At 40.3% G+C, this 20198-nt stretch carries 1 protein-coding gene (only partly in view); it reads left to right on the forward strand.

The annotated features are described in order from the left end of the window. On the forward strand, positions 1–20198 hold part of the coding region annotated (locus CKF54_RS03925) for a hemagglutinin repeat-containing protein (RefSeq protein ID WP_147396813.1) (this coding region is incomplete at both ends). 12113 nt of the annotated region lie to the left of the window's left edge; 20198 of 32311 annotated nt are visible.

Below are 20198 nucleotides of genomic sequence, written 5' to 3' on the forward strand. Positions count from 1 at the left end.
CAAACGCTCAACTAAATGCTGGTAAGAAAGCGTCAGTAGTGGCTACAAATGGTAACGTAACTCTAGATAACTCTGGAGTGAGCGGGGTTAATGGGGTAGAGATTAAAGCTTCTAAAGGTAATATCTCTGCTTCTCATGGTACTTACTGCTCAACTGCTGGTAATGTGAACTTTACGGCATTAAATAACATTACCCTAGTTGAATCTACCGTAAACGCATCTTCAGGCTCAGCTAACTTTATTACTACTTCTAGCGAATCTAACTTAAAAGTAGAGAATTCTACAGTAGTAGCAAATACAATTAGCGTTAATGCGCAAGACAATGTAAGTTTAACTAACTCGAACATCAGTTCAACGCAAGCTTTAGAGATTACTTCAGCGAAAAATATCACTGTAGGTAACTCAAGTGTAACTTCAACTTCTGGTAACGTTAACTTATCTGCGTCTAGCAAACTTGACATTAACACTAATTCAACTATTAGCGCTAAAGGTGAAGCGAACTTAGTTGGTGGTTGTGTAACACTTGCTGATACAACCGTAAGCGCAACTAAAGATATCCGCGTTAATGCAACAGCTGGTACATTAACTGCAACTAATGCGAACTTAACTTCAGCAACTGGTTGTATATCAGCTAGAGCACAAGACAATATCACCTTTATTAACACGAGCCTAGTTGCTAAAGAAGCAATTACGGTTAATTCTACAACTGGTTCATTCACAGCTAACAGTAGTAGACTTGACTCAAGTAACGCTTCAGTGTCTGTAACCGCAAGTAAAGATGTAACCTTAAACAACGGTACAAATCTTTCAGCGAAAACAGATGTAACGGTAACGGCAACTAATGGTAATGCAACTGTAATCGGCACTAACATTACCGCAGAAACTGGTGCTGCAAGCTTAACTGCAAAACAAAACGTTACCCTAAATAACAGTAATATCTCAGGTCAGAAAGGTATTACGCTCGTAAGCAGTCAAGGTAACTTAACGGCAACTAAAGCAAGCTTAACAGCAAGCAATGGTAACGTTACGGTTAAAGCTGATCAGAACCTTGATGTAGGTGACAGTAAAGTTAAAGGTCAAGAAGTTGAGTTTAACGCAACACATGGCAACTTAAGCTTAGCGCAAACAACTGTTGAGGCAAGCGGTAACGCAAGCCTAGGCGCTGGTAAAAACTTAAGCCTTGCAAATGTAAGTGTGAAAGGTACAAGTGTAACTGCGTCTGCTAAAGACGGTAATGCAACTCTTGCGAACTCAACGCTGAACGCAACTGCGGGTAGCGTAAACTTAACAGCTTCGAAGAATGTTACTCTTGAGAATGGTACCAAAGTAGAAGCAACTAAGAACGTTAATGTAACTGCAACTAACGGTAACTTAAGCGCTACAGGTACTAATATCACTGCTGGTGAAGATGTTGCTCTAACCGCAGGTAACAACATCTCGCTAGACAACACTAACATTTCAGGCAGAAACGTAAGCGTAAATGCAACTGCTGGCAACTTAACTCTTGCTAAAGTTGCTCTAAATGCAACAGCTAACACTGCATTAAGTGCTGGTAAAAACTTAGCTGTAACTGATAGCAAAGTTAAAGGTACAAATGTAAGTGCAGTTGCTAAAGAGGGCAATGCAACTCTTGCTAACGTTAGCGTTCAAGCGACAGATGGTAACTTTACGCTCAGCGCTTCTAAAGATATAACTTTAGAGAAGAATGTCAAAGTTCAAGCTTCGAAGAATGCGAACATTACTGCAGGTGGTAACTTAACTGCTTCTGACACTAATGTAACTGCAACTGCGGATGTTAATTTACAAGCAGCTAATAATCTGTCTTTAACTAACACGAATGTGTCAGGTAAAGAGGTAGTAGTAAAAGCAACTAATGGTAACTTAACTGCAAGTAGCTCTAATGTTCAAGCTACAGGTAACTTAAGCGTTACTGCTAAAGATGACATTAGATTAAGTAAAGGTAACTTTACAGCAAACGGTAATCTAACCGTAAGCACAGCTAACGGTAGCGCAACCTTTACTGAAGTGAACTTAACTTCAGCAAACGGTCAAGCTACAGTTAAAGCTAAAGAAAACATTAACTTCACTAATGCAACTCTAGCAGGCAAGAAAGGAGTTGAGGTTCAGAGTGCAAATGGCTCTTTAACTTCTAACAACTCGAACTTTGCCTCAAGTGAAGGTGGAGTAACTCTAGCTTCTGACAAAGACTTAACTCTGAATAATGGCACTAATATCTCTGGACAAACTGACGTTAAACTAGTGTCAACTAAAGGTAAAGCGTCATTAACGGGAACTAATGTTACTTCAGAAACTGGAAGCGTAAACTTAACTGCACAAAAAGATGTTACTTTAACTAACAGTAATATCTCAGGAAGCAAAGATGTAACTATTAAGGCAACAACTGGTAACCTGACAGCTGATAAAGCTGAGGTTAAAGCTAAGACTGGTAACCTTAACATCTCTGCTCAAGGTAATGTTAGCCTAACAGCAGGTAACTTTACTGCGCAAGGCAACGTAAACGTAACTGCGCAAGATGGTACTGCTACTCTTGATAAAGTTAACTTAACTTCAACTGCAGGCTCGACCTTAGTAGACGCTAAAGGTAACGTAAGCGTAACTGATTCTACAGTTGCAGGTAAAACTGGTTTAACAGTTAACAGTAAAGAGGGAACATTAACTGCTGCTGACTCTAACTTTACCTCAACTAACGGAGATGTTGCTTTAACGGCAGATAAAGAGGTTAAAGTAACAAATGGTAATGTTAGCGGTGCTAACGTAACCGTAAGTTCTGCAAATGCAGGGGTTAACGTAAGTAGCACGAATGTAAATGCAAACGCGAACTTAAATATCTCTGCGAAGTCAGATATCTCTCTAGCTTCAGGTAACTTTACCGCTAATGGCAACCTAAGCGTTACTTCAAAAGACGGTAAAGCTACTTTAGAGAAAGCTAACTTAACTGCAACTACTGGCTCTGCTACTCTAACTGCCAAAGAAAGCGTAAGCGTAGGCAACGGTTCTGTTGTTGGTAAGCAAGGAGTTAAAGTTGCAAGCGCTAACGGTTCGTTAACCGCTAACAATGCTAACTTTACTTCAGCTAACGGTAATGTTGCCTTAACAGCAAACCAAGCGGTGAGCTTAACTAACGGTAACGTTACAGGTAAAGAAGTAACTGTAAGTTCAGCTAATGAATCTGTAACTGCGAACCAAGTTAACGTAAACGCAAGCGCTAACTTAAATATCTCAGCAAAAGCAGATATCTCTCTAACTTCTGGTAACTTTACTGCTAATGGCAACTTAAGCGTTGCTTCAAGTGCAGGTAAAGCTACTCTTGCTCAAGTTAACTTAACTGCTAAAGATGGCTCTGCGTCTGTGGTTGCAGCCAAAGACGTGTCTGTAACTAAAGCAAACGTAAGTGCTAACCAAGCAGTGACTGTTAAGAGCGTAAACGGTTCGTTAACTGCAAATGACGCTAACTTTACTTCAAGTAAAGGTGACTTAGCTCTTGTAGCTAACCAAGCAGTTAGTCTAACTAACGGCAAGCTTGCAGGTAAAGAAGTAACTGTAAGCTCTGCAAATGGTACGCTAACTACAAACAAAGTTAACGTTGACGCAAGCGCGAACTTAAATATCTCTGCGAAGTCAGATATCTCTCTAACTGCAGGTAACTTTACTGCCAACGGCAACCTAAGCGTTGCTTCAAAAGAAGGTAAAGCAACTCTTGCTCAAGTGAACTTAACTGCTAAAGAGGGTAACCTAAGCTTAACAGCACACAATGATATCGCGGTAACCAACAGTAACTTAAGCGCACAAAACAACCTTGAAGTTGCTTCGACTGTAGGTAAAGCAAGCTTTACCAAAGCGAACTTAACCGCAACTACAGGTAGCGCTCAAGTTCAAGCTGGCCAAGATATTACCTTTAGTAATACAAGCGTGAGCGGTGATAAAGGTATAAAAGTTAATAGCACGGCAGGTGCAATTAACGCAACAGCTGTATCTAAGTTCATCTCGGCAAATGGTTCAGTATCTCTCGAAGCACAAAAAGATTTAACCTTAAATAACGGTACCAATATCTCTGCAAAAACAGATGTTAAACTTGCGTCAGCGCAAGGTAATGCTACAATTCTCGGTTCAAATGTAACAACTGAAACCGGTAACGTAGCAATTACTGCAGAAAAAGATATTACTCTAACTAACAGTAATATCTCTGGTATGAATATCGTTGCTCAAGCGGTAAACGGTAGCTTAACAGCTAAAGGCACCAACGTAACAGCTTCTGCTAACCTGAACCTAACTGCAAAAGAAAATCTCAGCTTAACCTCTGGTAATTTCAAAGCTCAAGGTAACTTAACCGCAACAGCTACTAACGGTAGCGCAAGCTTTGAAAGCGTGAACCTAACTGCTTCAAACGGTAACGCAAGCGTACAAGCTAAAGGTGACCTAAGCTTAGCAAACGGTAGCCTCACAGCTAAAGGTAACGTAAGCGTAACGTCACAAGCAGGTAAAGCAAACTTTACAAATGCTAATATCTCGTCAACAGACGGCGCGACCACAGTAAACGCGCAACAAGATATTGTTATCGCGAACGCAACTGTGGCTGGTAAAACTGCTCTGGTAGTTAACTCAACCGCTGGTAGATTAACTGCAACTAAGGCTAACCTAACCGCAACTGACGGTGCTGCTTCAGTTACGGCTAAAGAAAGCATTAACCTTGCAAATACTACAGTTGCAGGTAAAAATGGCTTAACTGTTTCGAGCTCGAACTCATCTCTAACTGTAGCTAACTCTAGTCTAACTTCAGCAGAGGGTACGACTAAGGTAACTGTCAAAGATGAGATAACTATCACAAATAGCTCTGTGGCTGGTAAAACAGGAGTTGAGGTTAATAGTACTACAGGTGCATTAACATCAAATAACTCAACTTTCACCGCAGACTCTGGCTTTGTTACTCTAGCAGCTCATAAAGACTTAACGCTCAATAACGGCACTAAAGTAACAGCTGACAAAGATGTAGCTTTAAGCTCTGCGCAAGGTAATACTAAAGTTACAGGTTCGAATGTAACTACAGAGAACGGTAATGTTACAATTAAAGCGCACAAAGATGTGAGCTTAACTAACAGTAATATCTCAGGTAGAGATATCACATTTAACGCAACTACTGGTAACCTAAGCGCTAAAGAGGGGTTAATTAACGCTACAGGTAACGTAAGCTTAAGCGCAAATAGCAACCTAAGCTTAGCGCAAACTAACATCTCCGGTGTTGATGTCGCTCTAAGCGCAAGCAAAGGCAACTTAAGCGCAAGTCAAACTAACATCAACGCAAGCGGTAGCTTAAATATCACTGCTAAAGATGATGTAAGCTTAACTGCTGGTAACTTTACTGCCAAAGATAAAGTAACAGTTAAAGCTACTGACGGTAAAGCAAGCTTAACAAGCGTTAACCTAACGTCAAACACAGCAACAACTAGTGTTGAGGCTAAAGGTGACTTAAGCATTAGCAACAGTAACCTAAGCGGTAACCAAGGTTTAACCTTAGAAAGTAGTGCGGGTAGCCTAACTGCAACTAATGCGAAGCTTGAAGCAACTGATGGTAACCTAACTGCAAAAGCAGCGCAGAACGTTACTGTAAGCGATGCGCAAGTTAGCGGTAAAGAAGTAGTAATCAATGCAACTAATGGTAACTTAAGCTTAGCTAAAGTAACCGTAGATGCAACTGCGAACGCTACTCTAACCGCAGGTAAAGACTTAAGCCTAGACCAAGTTAAAGTAAACGCAACTGCAAATGCTACTTTAACCGCTGGCAAAGATTTAAGCCTAACTAACGCAAGCGTAAAAGGTACCAATGTTACAGCAGTAGCTAAAGAGGGTAACGCAACTCTTGCGAACTCTACTCTGAACGCAACTGCTGGTAGCGTAAACTTAACTGCTTCGAAAAATGTAACGCTTGAGAACGGTACTAAAGTAGAAGCGACTAAGAACGTAACCGTAACCGCAACTAACGGTAACTTAAGCGCTACTGGTACGAACATTACCGCAGGTGAAGATGTTGCTTTAACTGCACAAAACAACATCTCTCTAGAGAACACAAATATCTCTGGTAGAAATGTAAGCACCAAGGCAACTTCTGGTAACTTAACTCTTGCTAAAGTAGACCTTAATGCAACTGCCAACTCTACATTAGAAGCTGGTAAAAACTTAGCAGCAACTAATAGCAAAGTTAAAGGTACAAATGTAACCGCAGTTGCTAAAGACGGTAACGCAACTCTTGCTAACGTAAGCGTTCAAACTACAGACGGTAGCGTAAACCTAAGCGCAACTAAAGATATAACTTTAGAGAAGAACGTAAAAGTTCAAGCAACGCAAAATGCAAACATCACCGCAGGCGGTAACCTAACAACTTCTGACGCTAATGTAACCGCAACTGCAGATGTAAACTTAAAAGCAACTAATAATCTATCTCTAACTAACACGAATGTGTCAGGTAAAGATGTAGCTGTAAGTGCAACAAATGGTAACTTAACTGCAAGTAGCTCGAATATCAAAGCTACAGGTAACCTAAGCGTTACAGCCAAAGATGATATTAGTTTAAGTAAAGGTAACTTTACGGCAAACGGCAATATTGCCGTGAGCACAACAAATGGCAGTGCAACTCTTGCGAATGTAAACATCACAGCAAGCGAGGGAGCAACAAATATCACTGCTCACAAAGATATCAAAGTAGACAACTCAACCGTTGCTGGTAACAAAGGAGTAGTTGTTAATAGTACAACAGGTGCGTTAACGGCAAATAACTCTAACTTTACTGCAAAAGATGGTGGAGTAACTCTAGCTTCTGATAAAGATTTAACGCTAAACAACGGTACAAATGTATCAGCTAAATCAGACGTTAAATTAAACTCAGTAAACGGTAGCACAAGCTTAACCGGTACTAATGTTACTTCAACTGAAGCAAATATTGCGATTACTGCTAAGAACAACGTTAGCTTAACTAATAGCAACATCTCTGGTTTCAAAGATGTAACTCTAGGAGCAAGCAATGGTAACTTAACTGCGTCACAAACTGAAGTTAAGTCAAGCAACGGTAACTTAACTATTGCAGCTAAAGGTAACGTGAGCTTAACTGCAGGTAACTTTACTGCAAATGGTAACCTCAACCTATCAGCGGCAGAGGGCAAAGCAACCTTAAATAAAGTGAACCTCACTGCCAAAGAGGGAGCTCTATCTCTAACTGCCAAAGAGAATGTAACAGTTACCAATAGCACCGTAAGCGGTAAAACAGGAGTTAAAGTTAATAGTGCAAACGGTTCTCTAACTGCAAGCAATACTAACTTTACTGCAAGCAATGGTAACCTTGCTTTAACCGCAAACCAAGCAGTGAGCTTAACTAACGGTAACTTTACTGGTAAAGAGGTAACTATTAGCTCGGCTAATAGTGCGGTAACAGTTGCAAATAGCAACGTTAACGCAAGTGCGAATCTAAATATCTCAGCTAAAGCTGATGTAACTCTAACTGCAGGTAACTTTACAGCACAAGGTAATGCAAGCCTAACTTCAAGCGAAGGTAAAGCAAGCTTAACTAATGTAAACGTAACTGCTAAAGACAGGGCGACCACAGTTAAAGCTAAAGACGATATAACTCTAGCTAACAGCACTGTAGCCGGTAAGAAAGGAGTGGTAGTTAATAGTACTTCAGGTGCATTAACTGCAACTAACACTAGCCTCAGCGCTACTGACGGAGATGTAGCTCTACTTGCAAATAAAGATGTAACTTTAACTAATGCAAGCGTAACTGGTGCAAATGTAACTGCACATTCAGCTACAGGTAACCTAAGCGCAAGCAAAACTGAAGTTACAGCAAGCGGTAACCTCAACCTATCAGCAAATACTAATGTCAACCTCACAGCAGGTAACTTTACTGCTGACGGTAACGTAAGCGTAAGCGCTAAAGAGGGCTATGCTTCTCTAGCAAATGTGAACGTTACAGCTAAAGAGGGTACGACAGCAGTAACTGCTAACGGAAACATCTCGGTAGCTAACAGTACAGTTGCAGGTAAGAAAGGTCTAGAAGTTAATAGCTCTGCAGGCGCATTAACTGCTTACAACTCAAGCCTATCTTCAACTCAAGGTGGCGTAACTCTAGCTTCTGATAAAGACTTAACGCTAGAAAATGGTACAAAAGTATCAGGCAATACTGACGTTAAAGTAGTGTCAGTAAATGGCAATATGTCGTTAACAGGCACTAATGTAACTTCAGAAACGGGTAACGTTAACCTAACAGCAAACAAAGATCTTACTTTAACTAACAGTAATATCTCTGGTGCTAAAGATGTAAATATCACTGCAACTACGGGTAACTTAAGCGCTTCTAAGACTTTAGTTAATGCAAAAGGTAACGTAAGCTTAACTGCGAACAGCAACCTAAGCCTAGCGCAAACTAATATCTCAGGCGCAGATGTAACTCTAACTGCAACTAACGGCAACCTAACAGCTACAGATAGCCATGTAAATGCTACGGGCAACCTCAAAGTTACAGCGCAAGACAACATTAGCTTAACTTCAGGTAACTTTATCGCCAACGGCAACTTAAGCGTAGCTTCAAGTTCTGGTAAAGCAACCTTAACTAGCGTCAACCTCACAGCTAAAGAGGGTAATGCGACTGTAAGCGCGAAAGAGGACGTTTCTGTAACTAACTCTAACGTGACTGGTAAAACAGGAGTTAAAGTTAATAGTGCAAACGGTTCATTAACCGCAAGCAATACTAACTTTACTTCAGAGACTGATGATGTAGCGTTAACCGCAGACAAGGCTGTAAGCGTAACTAAAGGTAATATCTCAGGTAAAGAGGTAACAGTAAGCTCAACAAATGCAAGTGTGACTGTAAGTGACACTAATGCAACAGCTTCAGGTAATCTCAATATCTCTGCTAAGACCGACGTAACTCTAACAGCAGGTAACTTTACGGCAAACGGCAACTTAAGCGTAGCTTCAAGTGAAGGTAAAGCAACCTTAACCAGCGTGAACCTCACTGCGAAAGAGGGGAATGCGACAGTAAGCGCCAAAGAGGACGTAGCAGTTACCAACTCTAACGTGACAGGTAAAGGTGGGGTTAAAGTTAACAGTGCAAACGGTTCATTAACTGCAAGCAAAGCTAACTTTACTTCTGAAACTGGTGATGTAGCGTTAACGGCAGACAAGGCTGTAAGCTTAACTGACGGTAATGTTAAAGGTAAAGATGTAACCCTAAGTTCAACTAATGGTTCATTAACTGCAACTAACGCTAACGTTAATGCAACTGGTGGACTAAATATCTCTGCTAAAGAGCAAATTAGTTTAACTGCAGGTAACTTCACAGCTCAAGGTGAAACTACAGTTACAAGTAGTAACGGTAGCGCAAGCTTTACCAATGTGAACCTAACTTCAGCTGCAGGTAATACAACAGTTACAGCTAAGCAAAATGTTACTTTCACAGATACAACTGTGAAAGGTGCTAAAGGAGTTGAGGTTAATAGTACAAGTGGCGCCTTAACTTCGAACAATGCAAACTTTGCTTCAAGTGAGGGAGGCGTAACCTTAGCTGCGAATAAAGACTTAACGCTTAATAATGGTACGAATGTATCCGCGAAGTTAGACGTTAAACTATCTTCAGCAAATGGTAATGCTTCATTAACTGGTACCAATGTAACTTCAAGCTCGGCAAATGTTGCAATTACCGCTAAAACAAACATTACTTTAGATAACAGTAACGTCACCGGTTACCAAGATGTAAACCTAGACAGTAAAGATGGTTCATTAAAAGTAAATGACACTAACTTAACTGCAACTAACGGTAACATCACGGCAACTGCAAATAAAGATGTAACTTTAACTAACAGTAATTTAGCAGGTAAAGACGTAACTGTTAAAGCAACTACGGGTAACTTAACCGCAACTAAGACTTTAGTTAAGGCTAAAGGTAACGTAAGCTTAACCGCTAACAGCAACCTAAGCCTAACGCAAACTAATATCTCGGGAGCAGATGTTACTCTAGCCGCAACTAACGGTAACTTAACTGCAACTAACTCTAACGTAAATGCTACAGGTAACCTCAACGTTTCAGCTAAAGATGACATTAGCTTAAGCTCTGGTAACTTTACCGCAACTGGCAATGCGAGCATTGTTTCAACCGACGGTAAAGCTCTTCTAAGCAATGTTAATGTAAGCGCAAGCAATGGTAACCTAACCCTTGGTGCAAAAGAAGATATTAGCGTAGCTAACAGTAACTTAAGCGCTAAACACAATATCAACGTAACTTCATCTGCAGGTAAAGGAACATTTACTAATGTAAACCTAACTGCAAGTGAGGGTAGTGCTAAAGTTCAAACTGCGCAAGATCTTGACTTTATTAATAGCACCGTAAGTGGCAAACAAGGAGTTGCAGTTGCAAGCACTAAAGGCTCAGTAAACTCAAATAACTCTGCCTTTGTCGCAACTGACGGAGCTGTATCACTAGTTGCGGAAAAAGATTTAACGCTCAACAATGGTACAAATGTATCAGGTAAAGATGACGTTAAACTGCAAGCCGTAAATGGTAGCGCAAGCTTAACTGGTACGAATGTAACTTCAACCAATGCCAACGTAGCAATTACGGCAAGAGATAACGTAGCTTTAACTAACACTAACATCTCTGGTCACAAAGATGTAACTGTAAGTGCGACCAACGGTAACTTAACCGCAAATCAAACTGAAGTTAAAGCAGGCGGTAACCTAAATATCTCAGCTAAAGCTAACCTAAGCTTAACTGCAGGTAATTTCACTGCAAATGGTAACGTAAGCATTGCTTCAACAGACGGTAAAGCTACTCTTGAAAAAGTGAATGTAACTGCAACCGCTGGTACAACGCAAATTACTGCCAAAGATGACATTAGCCTCGCTAATAGTTCAGTAACTGGCAATAAAGGAGTTAAAGTTCACAGTAAAGAGGGAGCGTTAACGGCAAATAATGCAAGCGTAACTGCTAAAGAAGGAGACGTTGCTCTGCTTGCAGAGAAAGATGTTAAGTTAACTAATGCAACTGTATCAGGAGTTAATATTACTGCAAGTTCAACTAACGGTAATTTAACTGCCCAAGATACTGACGTTAAAGCAAGCGGTAACTTAAATATCTCAGCTAAAGCGAACTTAAGCTTAACTACAGGTAACTTTACTGCCAACGGTAACGTAAGCATTGCTTCAACTGACGGCAAAGCTACCCTTGAAAAAGTGAATGTAAACTCAACTGCAGGCACAACTAAAGTTACGGCTAAAGACGACATTAGTGTTGCTAACAGTACAGTTGCAGGTAAACAAGGTCTAGAGGTTAATAGCACTGGTGGTAAGTTAACTACTTACAACTCTAGCCTAACTTCAACTGACGGTGGGGTAAGCCTAGCTGCAGAGAAAGACTTTACACTAAATAACGGTACGCAAGTAACTGGTAAACAAGACGTTAAACTCTCTTCTGCAAATGGTAGCGCAACAGTTAGAGGTACTAACATCACTTCAAGCGAGGCAAGCGTTTCTCTTCTTGCTAAAGAGAATATTACAATCGATAACAGTAATATCTCTGGCATGCAAGACGTAAGCTTAAGCTCAACTAACGGTAGCTTAACTGCAAGTAAAACTGAGGTTAAAGCAACCAATGGTAACTTAAGCGTTAGCGCTAAAGACAACGTAAGCTTAACTGCAGGTAACTTTACTGCTAAAGGTAACCTAAGCGTAACTTCAACTGCAGGTAAAGCTACCCTTGAGAAAGTAAATGTAACCTCAACAGAGGGAGCAACCAAAGTAACTGCTCAAGGTGATATCAATATTACCAATAGCACAGTTGCAGGTAAGAAAGGCTTAGAAGTTAATAGCACCGCAGGCGCATTAACGGCAAGCAATGCTAACCTAACAGCAACTAATGGTAACTTAGCTCTGTTAGCAGACAAAGATGTAACTTTAACAAACGTAGGTGTAACTGGAGCAAATGTAACCTTAAGCTCTGCAAAAGGTAACTTAAGCGCGAGCAAAACTGAAGTTAAAGCGAGCGGTAACCTTAACATCACTGCAAATGCTAACTTAACTCTGACTGCAGGTAACTTTACTGCTAACGGCAACGTAAGCTTAACTGCAAGTGAAGGTAAAGCAACCTTTACTAACGTAAACGTAACTGCTAAAGATGGTACAACTAAGGTAACAGCTAAAGATGATATCAAGGTCGACAACAGTACTCTAGCAGGTGCTAAAGGTCTAGAGGTTAATAGTACTGCAGGTTCGTTAACTTCACTGAACTCAAGCTTAACTTCGAGTGAGGGTGGAGTAACCTTAGTGTCAGACAAAGACTTAACGCTTAACAATGGTAAAAATGTATCAGGTAAGTTAGACGTTAAAGTAGTGTCAGCTAAGGGTAACGTAGCTGTAACTGGAACGAATTTAACTTCGGAAACTGCTAATGTAGCCTTAACTGCAAATAAAGATCTAACTTTAACTAACAGTAATATCTCTGGTTACAAAGATGTAACTTTAACGGCAACTAACGGTAACTTAACCGCAAGTAAGTCTGAAGTTAACGCAACTACGGGTAACCTAGAGATTACAGCTAAAGGTAATCTGTCTCTAACCGCAGGTAACTTTACGGCAGGTAACAATGTAAGCGTAACCTCATCTGAGGGTAATGCTACATTAACCAATGTAAACTTAACTGCTAAAGGTGGCGCTCTGGCAATTAAAGCTAAAGACGACATCAAAGTAGAGAATAGTGCAGTAGATGGTAATACCGGCGTAACTGTTGCAAGTACTGACGGCTCATTAACAGCGACTAATACTAACTTTACCTCTGCAAATGGTGATGTTGCCCTAACTGCAAATAAAGCGGTAACGCTAAGCAATGGTAACGTGACTGGTAAAGATGTAACTGTAAGCTCTGCAAACAGTACAGTAACGGTAACTAATGCTAACGTAAATGCAACTGCGAACCTAAATATCTCTGGTAAAGAAGATGTAACTCTTAAAGATGGTAACTTTACGGCGCAAGGCAATGTAAGCGTAACTTCATCTGAAGGTAAAGCGACATTAACTAACGTAAACTTAACTGCTAAAGATGGCGCTCTAGCGGTTAAAGCTAAAGACGACATCAAAGTAGAGAATAGTGCAGTAACCGGTAACACTGGCGTAACTGTTGCAAGTTCTAACGGTGCATTAACTGCTACTAATACTAACTTTACTGCAGCAAATGGTGATGTTGCCTTAACTGCAAATAAAGCGGTAACGCTAAGCAACGGTAACGTTACCGGTAAAGATGTAACTGTAAGCTCAGCAAACAGTACGGTAACCGTAACTAATGCTAACGTTAATGCAACTGCGAACCTAAATATCTCTGGTAAAGCAGACGTAACTCTAACAGCAGGTAACTTTACAGCTCAAGCTAATGTAAGCGTAACTTCAACTGCAGGTAAAGCTACATTAACTAATGTAAACGTAACTGCGAAAGAGGGAACTACGGCAGTAGTTGCTAAAGAGGATATTACTCTAGACAACAGTACTCTAGCAGGAATCAAAGGCTTAGTAGTTAACAGTACTTCAGGTGCATTAACCTCGAACAACTCAAGCTTAACTTCTGATATGGGTGCGGTAACTCTAGCTGCTGAAAAAGACTTAACGCTTAATAACGGTACCCGTGTAACTGGTAAAACTGACGTTAAAGTAGCTTCAGCAAATGGTAATACTTCATTAACAGGAACCAATGTTACTTCACAAGAGAGTAACGTAAGCTTAAGTGCAGGCAAAGATCTTACTTTAACCAACAGTAACATCTCGGGTGCTAAAGATATAACCTTAGCAAGTAAAGACGGTAAGTTAGAAGTAACTGACAGTAACTTAACTTCAACTCAAGGTAATATCAACGCAAGCGCTGCTAAAGATGTAACTTTAACTAACAGTAACTTCTCTGCTAAAGACATAACCGTAAGTTCAACTAAAGGTAACTTAAGCGCTCGCGAGGTATTTATCAATGCAACTGGTGACGTTAACCTAACTGCAGGTAATAACTTAACCTTAGCAAACACTAATATTTCAGGCGCAGATGTAACCTTAAACGCAACTAACGGTAACCTCACTGCGACCCAAACCAATGTTAAAGCTAACGCTAACTTAAATGTTAAAGCTAAAGATGACATTAGCTTAAGCTCGGGTAACTTTACTGCAAACGCAAATGTAACCATTGCGTCAACTAACGGTAAAGCTACTCTAGATAAAGTTAACGTAACTGCAACTAACGGTAACCTTACAGTAGACGCTAAAGAAGATATCTCTGTAACTGACAGTAACTTAAAAGCACAAAACAATGTAAGCTTAACCTCAACTGACGGTAAAGCAACATTTACCAATGTGAACCTCACGGCAGAACAAGGTAGTGCTAAAGTTCAAGCAAGCAAAGATATCACCTTTACAAATACTAATGTAAGCGGGGATAAAGGTATTGACGTTAATAGTACCGCAGGGTCAATTAACTCATCAGCTGGATCGAGTTTTACCTCTGCAAATGGTGCGATTTCTCTGGTCGCAAATAAAGATGTAACTTTAAACAACGGTACTCAAGTAACGGCAAAAGATAAAGTTACAATTACTGCAACTACGGGGAATGCTTCAGTTTTAGGTACAAATGTAACTTCAGAAAGTGATGTAGCAATTACAGCAAGTAAAGAAGTTGCACTAACTAACAGCAATATCTCAGGTCGCGACATTACTGCCAAAGCAACTAATGGTAACCTAACAGTTGCACAAACTACTGTAAACGCAACTGCGAACCTAACCTTAGAAGCTGGTAAAAACTTAGGCTTAACAGACTCTAGTCTCAAAGGTACAAACGTAACTGCTCAAGCCAAAGATGGTAACGCGACTTTAGCTAACGTAAGCGTACAAGCAACAGACGGTAGCGTGACTATTAGCGGTTCGAAAGATGTAACTCTAAGCAAAGCTAAATTAGAAGCTACTAAAAATGCAAACATCACAGCAGGCGGTGATTTATGTGTAACTCAAAGCACAGTAAACGCAACTGCAGATGTGAACTTACAAGCAGCGAATAACCTAACCTTAAGCAATAGCAACGTTTCAGGTAAAGATGTAGCTCTTAGCGCAACTAACGGTAACTTAACCGCAAGTGACTCTAATGTTCAAGCTACAGGTAACCTAAGTATTACTGCTAAAGATGACATTAGCTTAAGCAAAGGTAACTTTACAGCTGCGGGTAACGTAAGCGTAGCTTCAACTGACGGTAAAGCAACATTAACCAATGTTAATGTGGCTGCAACTGGAGGCACAACTACTTTAACCGCGAAAGACAACATCGCAATCGACAATAGTACAGTTGCAGGTAAGCTAGGTCTAGGAGTTAATAGTACCGCAGGTCAATTAACTTCGAACAATTCAAGCTTAACTTCAAGCGACGGCTTTGTAACTCTAGCTGCTGATAAAGACTTAACGCTCAATAACGGTACTCAAGTTAAGGGTAAAACAGACGTTAAAGTTGTATCAGCAAATGGAAGTACAACTGTTACAGGTACAAACGTTACTTCGACTGACGCAAATGTTGCAATTCTTGCGAAAGAGAACGTTGCTCTAGTTAACAGTAATATCTCTGGTAACAAAGATATAACCCTAGGCGCAGCAAACGGTACTCTAACCGCAAGCAATACTGAAGTAGCTGCTGGTGGTAACCTAAATATCTCTGCTAAAGCAAACGTAAGCTTAACCGCAGGTAACTTTACTGCTAACGGTAACGTAAGCGTAGCTTCAACTGACGGTAAAGCAACATTTACCAATGTTAATGTAACTTCTACTGGAGGAACGACTACCGTAACTGCTAAAGATGACATCTTAGTAGACAACAGTACAGTAGCTGGTAAGCTAGGTCTAGAAGTTAATAGTACCGCAGGTAAATTTACTTCGAACAACTCAAGCTTAACTTCAAGCGACGGCTTTGTAACTCTAGCTGCTGATAAAGACTTAACGCTTAATAACGGTACTCAAGTTAAGGGTAAAACTGACGTTAAAGTTGTATCAGCAAATGGTAGTACAACCGTAACTGGTGCAAACGTTACTTCAACTGACGCAAATGTTGCAATTCTTGCGAAAGAGAACGTTGCTCTAGTTAACAGTAATATCTCAGGTAAACAAGATATTACTTTAGGCTCAGCAAACGGTACTCTAACCGCAAGTAATACTGAAGTAGCTGCAGGTGGTAACCTAAATATCTCTGCTAAAGCAAACGTAAGCTTAACCGCTGGTAACTTTACCGCGAACGGTAACGTAAGCGTAACTTCAACTGACGGTAAAGTAGCATTAGAAAATGTTAACGTAACTGCTAAAGAGGGAGGTACTAAGGTAACTGCCAAAGATGATATCTCTATAACTAACAGTACAGTTGCAGGTAAGAAAGAGTTAGCTGTTAAGAGCACCGACGGCGCTCTCAGCACTTACAACTCAACTCTTACATCTGACGAGGGCAGTGTAACCCTAGAAGCTGACAAAGACTTAACTCTTAACAACGGTACTACTGTAACTGGTAAAACCGAAGTTAAAGTTACTTCAGCGAATGGTAACACCAACATCATTAGAGCTAACATCACTTCAGCGACCGAAAATGTAGTTATTGGTGCCAAAGAGAATGTTACTTTAACTAACAGTAATATCTCTGGTCACAAAGATGTAACTGTAAGTTCATCGAATGGTACTTTAACTGCAGACAATACTGAAGTGAAAGCTGGTGGCAACCTCAACCTGTCAGCGAAAGAAAATATTAGCTTAAGCGCGGGTAACTTCACAGCAAACGGCAATGTTACAGTTACAACCTCTAACGGTGGCGCGACCTTTACAGATGTGAACCTAGTTTCATCTAATGGTCAAACTACAGTTAACGCTAAAGACGATATCACGGTAACTAACAGTAATTTAAGCGCAAACAAAGATGTAACTCTAGTTTCATCAGACGGTAAAGCAACCTTTACCAATGTCAACCTCTCTTCAAGTAAGGGTAGCGCTAAAGTTCAGGCTGCTGAAGATATCACCTTTACATGTACAACGGTAACAGCACCTAAAGGTATTGATGTAAACAGTACGCAAGGTTCTATTTGTGCAACCGCGGGCTCAAGCTTTACAGCAGATCAAGGTCCGGTGTCAGTAGTAGCTGACAAAGATGTAACTTTAGATAGCGGTACAAAAGTAACAGCAAATGATAAAGTTACAATCACAGCAACTACCGGTAACGCAACTATCCTAGGTACAAATGTTTCATCAGCAACCGGTGACGTGGCAATTACTGCAGATAAAGATGTTACTTTAACTAACAGCAATATCACGGGTCTCAATGTAGATTTAACTTCAAGCAATGGTAAACTCGAAGCAACGAATACTGACTTTGTCGCTAAAGGTAACTTTACAGCTTCAGCTGGTAAAGACATTAGCTTCGAGAAAGGTAAAGTAGAAGCTACGGGTAACGTAACCATTACTTCAACTGACGGCAAAGCTACGTTCAACAACCTGAATGTAACTTCAGCATCAGGCAAAGCAACAATTACCGCTAAAGAAGAGATTAAACTTAGCGATACTAAAGTTGCAGGTAAAGAGGGAGTTGAGGTTAATAGTACAGCTGGCGGTGTAACTTCGGATAGATCGAAGTTAGAGGCAAGCAACGGCTCGGTTATTGTTGAAGCAAATAAAGATGTAACGCTTAATAACGGTACATCGTTAGAAGCTAATAACGACGTTAAAGTTACTTCAACTAACGGTAAAGCCTTAGTAACAGGTACTAACATTACTGCCAAAGAAGGTAACGTTGACATTAGTGCAAAAGATAATGTTACTCTAACTAACAGTAATATCTCTGGCGACAAAGGTATTAACGTAAGTAGTACAGCGGGATCAATAACTTCGAATGCCTCTAAGTTAGATTCTGCGAACGGCTCTGTAAGTGTTGTAGCTGAAAAAGATGTAAGTCTAAACAACGGTACATCAATTAAGGCTAAAGACGATATCAAGGTTACGGCAACTAATGGTAGCGCAAGCGTAACCGGTACTAACTTAACAGCGCAAGGCGATGTTGCAGTTACAGCTGGCACAGATGTAACGGTAACTAACAGTAACCTTTCTGGTGACAATGGAGTGAAATTAGAGAGTGGTAACAACCTAACGGTAACAAACTCTGACGTAATTTCAGCAAACGGAAATGTTACAGCTCAAGCTGGTAAAGATATCACCTTCGATAAAGTGAAAGTTAAAGGTGAGACTGGTATCGATATCCAAAGCACAAACGGATCTATTACTTCGAATGATACTAAGTTTGAAGCAACAAATGGCTCGGTAAGTGTGGTAGCTGAGAAAGATGTAACGCTGAACAACGGTACATCAATCAAAGCTAAAGAAGATATCAAGGTTACCGCAACTAATGGTAGCGCAAGCGTAACCGGTACCAACTTAACAGCGCAAGGCGATGTTGCAGTTACAGCTGGTACAGATGTAACCGTAACCAACAGTAACCTTTCTGGTGACAAAGGAGTGAAATTAGAGAGTGGTAATAACCTAACGGTAACAAACTCTGGTGTAACTTCAACAAACGGAAATGTTACAGCTGAAGCTGGTAAAGATATCACCCTTGATAACGTAAAAGTTAAAGGTGAGACTGGTATCGAAGTAGAAAGCACTAACGGATCTATTACTTCAAACAATATTAAGTTCGAGACAGATAAAGGTTCGGTAAGTGTAGTTGCTGACAAAGATATCACTTTAAACAACGGTACAGACGTTAAGGCTAAAGAGGAAATTTCTCTAATTGCAACTAATGGAAATGCTCAACTAGCAGGAACTAACTTAAGTGCTCAAGGTAATGTAACCTTAACTGCTAAAGAAAATATAACCATTATGAACAGTAACCTAACTGGCTCTAAAGGTGTAGAAGTAAGTAGCACGAATGGAACTACAACTATCGGAGATAACAGTAAGTTAACTTCTGACAATGGTGACATTTCTGTTCAAGGTGAGAAGGGAGTTGACCTCAACAACGGTACTGTTATTGACGCTAAGAAAGACGTTAAAGTAGAGTCTGATAAAGGCTCGGTAAATGTTAAAGGTACGAACATTACTGCTCAAGATGGTAATGCTACTATCAAGGCTAACGAAAACGTAACAATCACGCACAGCAATATCAGCGGTAAACAAGACCTCGAAGTTGTTGCTGAAAATGGCACAACAACTATCGGTGATAGTAAGCTAACTTCACAAGAAGGATCTACAACTATCTCTGGTGGTCAAGGGGTTGAGTTAAATCCTAGTACAACTGTAGATGCGAAGAAAGACGTTAAAGTAGAGTCTGAAAAAGGCTCGGTAAATGTTCAAGGTACCAACATTACCGCTCAAGATGGTAATGCTACTATTAAAGCTAACGAAAACGTAACAATCACAAGAAGTAATATCAGCGGTAAACAAGACCTCGAAGTTGTTTCTGAAAATGGCACAACAACTATCGGCGATAGTAAGCTAACTTCGGAAGATGGATCAGCAACTATCTCTGGCGGTGAAGGGGTTGAGTTAAAACCTGGTACTACTGTAGATGCGAAGAAAGACGTTAAAGTAACCTCTGAAGATGGATCTGTAAATGTTCAAGGTACGAATATTACAGCTCAAGAGGGTTCTGCTACTTTCAAAGCAAAAGAAAACGTAACAATTGTTCATAGTAATATCAGCAGTAACCAAGATCTCGAGGTTAAAGCTGAAGAAGGTGTATCAGACCTCGATGGTGCGAAAATCCTTTCTGAAGAGGGTGGCGTATCAATTGGCGGAGGCAAAGGTACGACTCTGAACAATAGTACAATTACAGCTAAGAAAGATGTAACAGTAGAGTCTGATGAGGGAGAAGTAAAAGTTGAAGATACAGAGATTACTTCTCAAGAGGGAACTACAACTTTCAAAGCAAAAGACGATGTTACGATTACTAACAGCACTATCAGCAGTAAGAAAGACATCAATGTTGACTCTACAGAGGGTAAAACAACTCTAGATAACAGCAAGTTCACTTCAGAAAATGGAACAATAACTGTTTCAGGTGAACAGGGTGTAGAACTAGATAGTGGCACTTCTCTAACTGCTGAAGAAGATGTTAAAGTTGATTCAAACAAAGGATCAGTTGTTGCTAAAGCCTATTTTCCCGTTTTC

This window comes from Psittacicella hinzii, from assembly GCF_003585885.1.
Classification (GTDB): domain Bacteria; phylum Pseudomonadota; class Gammaproteobacteria; order Enterobacterales; family Psittacicellaceae; genus Psittacicella.